Origin of the sequence: Pseudomonas sp. D(2018) (assembly GCF_005502555.1) — a bacterium.
GTDB classification, from domain to species: domain Bacteria; phylum Pseudomonadota; class Gammaproteobacteria; order Pseudomonadales; family Pseudomonadaceae; genus Metapseudomonas; species Metapseudomonas resinovorans.
The window spans coordinates 1-6,966 of sequence record NZ_SCOK01000100.1 but is presented as its reverse complement, the minus strand read 5'-3'; the positions used below and the strand labels follow the sequence as shown (position 1 = coordinate 6,966).

At 64.4% G+C, this 6,966-nt stretch carries 6 protein-coding genes; all 6 read right to left on the bottom strand.

Features of this window, described 5'->3' with window-relative positions; all coding sequences use genetic code 11:
* Nucleotides 1-196: 196 nt before the first annotated feature.
* Nucleotides 197-1,591, bottom strand: a complete 1,395-nt coding sequence (locus FFS60_RS28200; protein ID WP_137823859.1) for a cytosine permease — start codon at nt 1,589-1,591, stop codon at nt 197-199.
* Nucleotides 1,592-1,678: 87 nt separating this feature from the next.
* Complete coding sequence (locus tag FFS60_RS28195) at nt 1,679-2,461, bottom strand: creatininase (protein ID WP_137823858.1); 783 nt, start codon at nt 2,459-2,461, stop codon at nt 1,679-1,681.
* 122 nt (nt 2,462-2,583) lie between these two features.
* Entirely contained in the window at nt 2,584-3,927 is a 1,344-nt protein-coding gene (locus FFS60_RS28190; protein WP_137823857.1) for an MFS transporter, read from the bottom strand.
* A gap of 295 nt (nt 3,928-4,222) precedes the next feature.
* The gene (locus FFS60_RS28185) at nt 4,223-5,434 is read right to left on the bottom strand and encodes a M24 family metallopeptidase (RefSeq protein WP_137823856.1); all 1,212 of its coding nucleotides are present in this window, start codon (nt 5,432-5,434) and stop codon (nt 4,223-4,225) included.
* A gap of 436 nt (nt 5,435-5,870) precedes the next feature.
* A complete protein-coding gene (locus FFS60_RS28180) occupies nt 5,871-6,665 on the bottom strand; it encodes a GlxA family transcriptional regulator (RefSeq protein ID WP_137823855.1) in 795 nt (264 codons plus the stop codon).
* A gap of 4 nt (nt 6,666-6,669) precedes the next feature.
* A partial coding sequence (locus FFS60_RS28175) for an L-serine ammonia-lyase, iron-sulfur-dependent, subunit alpha (protein ID WP_177474096.1) occupies nt 6,670-6,966 on the bottom strand: 297 nt, incomplete at its 5' end.

Here is a 6,966-nt window from a genome sequence, read left to right as displayed (position 1 = left end):
CGCCAGGTCTCACGAGCAGCATGCCCCGCTGCCTTGATGCGTACCCCGAGTCATGAATCGGAGGAACAGGCCTTGACACCGAGATCTTCATAGAAGGGGCGAATTCATTCGCCCCTACAAGTGAACGTACCAACCTCACGAACAAAAACGCCGCCCTCCTCTCGGGGGCGGCGTTTTCATTTCCGTACCTCGCGTGTCAGGCGTCCTGTTCAACCCCTGCGCTCAGGGCCACTACCGGCTTTTTTGCCAACAGCCAGTAGGCCAGCCCTGATACCAGGATGGCGGGGAAGCTCGCGGTGATCTGCTCGGCTATGTCCTTGAACACATGGGCCAACACGAAGTACACCGCAAAGCCCAGGACCAGCGCGGCGATACCCGCCGGGTTCCAGCCATTGCTGCCGTAATAGGCGCCGCCGGATTCGGCAAAGAGGTCGCGGTCGCTGATGCGCTTACCGCGCACGCAGAAGTAGTCGACCAGGATGATGGTCCAGAGCGGGATGAACAGGCCGCCGATGACGCCGAGGAAGGTCTCGAAGTAATGCAGGAAGGAGTCGAAGGCCATGGGCACGAAGCACAGCGCCAACTGCAGCACGACGATGATCGCCAGGGCCTTTTTCGGGGTCAGGCTCTTGAACGCGCCCAGCAGGCCCATGCCGGAGCCGTAGAGCACGGTGACGTTGGTGCTGACGGTGGCGAAAATCAGCACCAGGAAGGACACCAGGCCCAACCCCAGGGTAGCCAGGGTGGAGCTGGGGTCGGAGTTGTTGGGGTCGATGCTGCCGGTTTGCAGTGCCACCCCGATGGTGCCAATGGCGCCGATCAGCATGAACCAGCCCTGCCCCACGTTGAGCCCCAGCCAGCTGCCCACGGTGGCCGCCTTGCCGGTCTTGGCGAAGCGGGAGAAGTCCGCCACCTGGGCCCAGGTCCAGGAGAAACCGAAGGCCAGGTCTATGTAGAAGGCCACCGAGTGGGCCGGGTTCGCCACCTTGAACGCCATCAGCTCACCCAGGTCCCACTGCGACAGCACGATGTAGCTGACCCAGACGCCCAGCACCAGCAGCAGCACGCCGGCGACGCGCTCCAGATAGCGAATCGCCTCATGGCCGAGGAAGGTGATGATGCCCTGCGCCACGGCGGTCAACAGAATGCCGAGCACCATCGGTCCCGCCGCGCCGGGCTGGCCAAAGGTCGGCCAGCCGAACGCCGCGCCGAACACGTGGGTGAGGGAAATGGCGGCGATGAAGCTGTTCACGCTGGGCCAGCCGATCAGCACCAGGAACTGGGCCACGCCGGTCAGGCGCGACCCCTTGGTGCCCAGGGCAGGACGGGCCACCACGGCCGTACTGGCACCGTAGCGGTAGCCGATATAGGCCACTGCCGCCCAGGGAATCATCATCAGCGGCAGCCAGAGAATGCTGTACTGCAGGACGAAGACCATGCCCAGTGAGGCGGCCATGCCGCCAAAGAACCAGGAACCGGTGTTGATGCCGGAGCCGAACCAGGTCCACACGGTGTCGCCGAAGCCGTAGCTGCGCTCCGCCGGTTTGATCTGATTGAGCCCGTACTCTTTGTGCGCGTCTGAATTCGACATAGCTGAAACTTCCTCGCGAACCGCCGCAGCGGTCACTTGTTGTAGTTGTGAAGTCGCTTGTTCTGTTCGGGTTGACGCAATGCCTGGTCAGGTGGGCGGGAGCTCCTCGCGAATAGCGTCGGCGATGCCCTGGACGCAGACCTCCAGGATCAACTCGCCCTTCTCCCGGCTGGCCGTCTTCGCCGACGACAGGGTTCCCGGCGCCGGCGTGCGGGCCGGGTCCACCGGAAACACGTCATAGGGCGGGAAGGTCGCAGGCGGGTGATCGACGACGCGGTCCAGGTCCACGAGATCCGGGTACAGCGCCAGCATCAGCGACGTCTCGAAGACGCCGCCGTGCTCGATGTCCCAGCCGAGGAACCCCTCGGGATAGAGACGCTGGATCACCGCTGGGTCCTTCACGAAGTCCCAGTAGGAGAGCACCACGACCTTGAAGTCCTGGATGCCGGCATAGCGCAGCTCGCGCAGGGCAAGGTCGATGCCTTCGACGATGAACATGGAGTTTTCGTAGTGGCCATTCATCAGCACCAGCCGGCGCGCACCGTGGCGGGCCAGCTCGCGGATGATGTCCTGCACCGTACCGGTCAACGTGGCGCCGTCCAGGCTGGTGGTTCCGGGGAAGTGATTGCCGCCGCCGGACTTCTGCTGGGACTTGTAGCCGTACTGCAGGCCCGGCAGGACCAGCGCGCCGATGTGCTCGGCAACCCGTTGGCACACCGCAGTGGGCAGCAGCACATCCACGTTCATGCACATGTGATGGCCGTGCTGCTCCAGGGCGCCGACCGGCAGCATCAGCACACAGTCGCCGCCTGCGATGCGCGCCTCGTAGTCCTTCCAGGTCAGCTCACCTACGAAAACACTCTTGCTCATCGAAATACTCCAGGGATTCTCGGCGCCAGACGGACTTCCGCTAATGGCATTGCATCAGAAGTGCGTGGGCGACTTTTGTACGTATCCGACCCGAAGTTGGCAGGATCGCCAGGGGCCAGCCGTCAGTCGTCCGCCAGGGCCTTATGCGCCGTCTCTCGGATGGTCAGCATCGCCAGCAACGCCACGGCTGCCGCGCCCACCAGCATCCAGGCCGGCGCCATCTTGTCGCCGGTCTGGCTGATCAACCAGGTGGCGATGAACGGCGCGGTGCCGCCGAACAGGGCGTTGGCGGTGTTGAAGCTGAAGGCGAAGCCGCTGTAGCGCACCCGAGTCGGGAACACCTCCGCGAGGAAGCACGGCAGGGTGCCGTCGTTCATCGCCAGCATCAGGCCGAAGGCGATCTGAATCAGCAGGATGAAGGCGAAGCCCTGCCCTTCCAGCAGGCCGAACAGCGGCAGCGTGAGGGCGAGGAACAGCAGCGACGCGGCGATCAGCATGGTCTTGCGGCCGAAGCGATCAGACAGCTTGCCCATCAGGAAGATGAAACCGATGTAGGTCGCCAGCGACACGGTGGACGCCAGGAAGGAATCAGTCTCGGTCATGCCCATCTCGGTGGAGAGATAGGTCGGCATGTAGCTGAGGATCAGGTAGAAGGCCACCGCGTTGAGGCAGGTGACGCCGATGGCCACCAGCACTTTCTTGCGATGCACGCCGAGGAGTTCGCGGATCGGCACCTTGTGCTCGGTTTCCTTCTTCGCCATCGCCTGTTCCATCTCGCGGAACTTGGGCGTGTCCTGCAGGTGCAGGCGGATGTAGCGGCCGATCAGCCCGAGGGGGGCCGCCAGCAGGAAGGGGATGCGCCACCCCCAGCTGTGCAGTTGTTCGGTGTCCAGCTGCGAATAGAGCAGTGCCGCGAACAGCGAACCGAACAGCAGCCCCGCTGCGGTACTGGCCGGCACCAGGCTGGTGTAGAAGCCACGTTTGTTGTCCGGCGCGTACTCGGCGAGGAAGGCCGCCGCACCCGCGTATTCCCCGGAGGCGGAGAAACCTTGCACCAGGCGGATCAGCAACAGCAACAGCGGCGCGAGCATGCCCACCTGGGCATAGGTCGGCAGCAGCGCGATGCAGAAGGTGGCGCCGGACATGATGAGGATGGACAGGGAAAGGGCGTTACGCCGGCCGTAACGGTCGCCGATATGACCCCAGACGATGCCGCCGATGGGGCGGATGATGAAGGAGATGGCAAACACCGCGAAGGCCGCCAGCAAGCCGGTGGTCTTGTCCGTGGCGGGGAAGAACACGACGGCGATCACCGCCGCCAGATAGCCATAGGCGGCGTAGTCGAACCACTCGACGAAGTTGCCCATGAAGCTGGCGGTCGCCGCGCGGCGGAGCGTGCTGCGCTCGCTGCTGGACATTGGGCTCGCGGCCTGGCCGTAGGCCAGGGACTGGTTGGATGTGCTCATCGGGCACCCCCTGCAATCGGGAGTTGCGCCTGGGTTTCCGAAGTATGGACGGGAGCGCCCCGACCGTTGTTGAAAGACACACTGTCGGCCGCTCCCCGAAGGAGCGTTCCTGCAATAAACCTGACCATCGCCTGTACCTCTATTGTTATGTCGTGCTAGTTCGGCAGCGGGTAGTCAAAAGGCGGCGCGTGCGCGGGGTCTGGACCCCGTGAATGCCGCGCGTCGATTCTTGTTGTGGTGGTGCGTGAAACCACGGCCCGCGCAGGCGGTCGGCTCTGCGCGGGCGTGGACGGGGTCATTTGCGGATGATGTTTTTCTCCGGCCCGTAGGGGAATTTGGTGATGTTTTCGGCACCGTCCGCGTTGACGATCAGGATGTCGTGCTCGCGGTAACCACCGGCACCCGGCAGGCCTTCCGGCAGCATGATCATCGGTTCCATGGACACCACCATGCCCGGCTCCAGCACCGTGTCGATGTCCTCGCGCAGCTCCAGGCCGGCCTCGCGGCCGTAGTAGTGGCTGAGGGTGCCGAAGGAGTGGCCGTAGCCGAAGGTGCGGTACTGCAGCACGTCGTGCTTGAGGAAGATCTCGTTCAGTTCACGGGCGATATCGCTGCAGCGCGCACCGGGCTTGATCAGCTTGAGGCCGGCCTCGTGCACCTCGACGTTGACCTGCCACAGGCGCAGGTGGTCGTCGGAGCAGTGGTCGAGGAACAGGGTGCGCTCCAGGGCGGTGTAGTAGCCGGCGATCATCGGGAAGCAGTTGAGGCTGAGGATGTCGCCCTTGTTCACCTTGCGGGTGGTCACCGGGTTGTGCGCGCCGTCGGTGTTGATGCCGGACTGGAACCAGGTCCAGGTGTCCATCAGCTCCACGTCGTCGAAGGTGTCGGCAATGGCGCGAACCATGGCCTGGGTGGCATGCAGCGCCACTTCGTATTCCGGCACCTGGTCACGCAGGGCTTCCACCACCGCCGCGCCACCGATGTCGGCGATGCGCGCACCGTGGCGGATCATGACGTGCTCTTCGGCGGACTTGATCATGCGCATGCGCATGCAGGCGGCTGCCACATCCACCAGCTCGGCTTCGGGGTAGCGGGCGGCCAGCTTGTCGCGGTTCAACAGGTTCAGGTGATCGTGCTCGATACCGATGCGGCGTGCTTTCGGCAGGGCCTGCTGGATGGCGACGAAATAGTTATCGCGCTGCCAGTCGGTGTAGACGATGTTGTCGGTGCCGACGGTGCGGCGCCACGGTTGGCCGCCGTCGATGTTGGCGCTGATGCTGATGACGTCGTCCTGGGTCACCACCAGCGCGTAGGGGCGGCCGAAGGAGCAGTAGAGGAAGTCGGAGTAGTAGTTGATGTTGTGGTACGAGGTGAAGATCGCGGCGTCGATGTTCTCCGCCGCCAGGTGCGCGCGCAGTTTGGCTTGGCGGCTGGCGTATTCCTGGGCGGAGAAGGTGGAGCGAACCTTGTCGCCGTTACGGATGCGGAGCGTCTTGGGCATTTGCATGGCGGTGAACCCTTGTTGTTATCCACTGACTCGACACACCGGATTGGTGGGCCGTTGGACAGCATTGCAACAGAAGCAACCGGCCACTTTTTGTACGAATCCGACCCCAAGTTGGTCAGATCCGCTGGGGTGGGGCTGGGGCTCCGAACAGTGCTTGAACACCCTCACCCCCGGCCCCTCTCCCGCAGGGAGAGGGGTGACTCATGCCGGGCACAGTGTGCGAAGTCTGCACGGACAGCCCCCTCTCCCCCTGGGAGAGGGCTGGGGTGAGGGCAGTTGGGTTAACTCGGACTAGCCGGCAGGCGCGAATGCTCTTGTGTAGGGGCGAATTCATTCGCCCCTACAAGGAAAGCCCCGAGCTTTTTTGCCCCGGCAAAAAAACGGGCCCGGACCGTGCTGCCAGGCACGGGCGGGCCCGAAGTGGTGCCAAGGGTGCTCAGTGCATCGCGGCGCGGCAGAGCTGCGGCTTGTCCAGCCGTTCGTTGCTGGGCGGGATGCCGAAGTGCTCGCGGTAGCACTTGGAGAAATTCTGCGCGGAAAGGAAGCCGCAGCCGAAGGCCACCTGTACCACCGGCAGGGCGGTCTGGCGCAGCAGTTTGCGAGCACGCAGCAGGCGCAACTTGAGGTAGTAGCGCGATGGCGAGCAGTGCAGGTACTTCTGGAACAGCCTTTCCAATTGGCGCCGCGACAGCTCGATGAAGCTGGCCAAGTCATCCAGGTCGATGGGCTCTTCCAGATTGGCCTCCATCAGCGCGATCACTTCCTGCAGCTTGGGCTGCGCGCTGGCGAGGGCATCGCGCAGGGTCAGCCGACTGGCCCAGGCCGGAATATTTTCGCCGTCCTGAAGCAAACCGGCGTCGGCCAGCACAGCGCGGGCAGATTCCAGTGCGCCCAGCTTCACGCCGTGGGCGGACAGGTCGCGGAGTTGCGCGAGCAATCCGGCGTCGGCGAGTGGAGCGCCGTCGCCGCCACAGAGAATCAGGGCGTCCAGTTCGCGCGCCTCGGCGAGGCTGCCTTCGGGCGTCAGCTGCATGCCGTTGTCGGCGCGCACCGGGGTGCCGTCGCACGTCAGGGTGCACCAGTGATAGAGGCCCGTTCCGGACAGTTGGTTGGCCAGGCGCAACGGCTCGAGGGCGCCGGCCAGTGCGATCAGGCTGAAGTCATCCAACAGCAGGAAGCCGATGGACTCGAAGCGGGTTTCAGGCTTGCGCAGGGCTTGATAGGCGCTCATGGCATCAGCACTCCACGGCACTCACGGCCAGCCCGCCGCGTGAGGTTTCCTTGTACTTGTCGTGCATGTCGGCGCCGGTGTCGCGCATGGTGCGGATCACCCGGTCCAGCGAGATGAAGTGCTCACCATCACCGCGCAGCGCCATCTGCGCCGCGTTGATCGCCTTCACCGCAGCTATCGCGTTGCGCTCGATGCACGGCACCTGCACCAGCCCGCCCACCGGGTCGCAGGTCAGCCCCAGGTTGTGCTCCAGGCCGATCTCCGCCGCGTTCTCCAGCTGCGCCGGAGTCGCCCCCAGCAC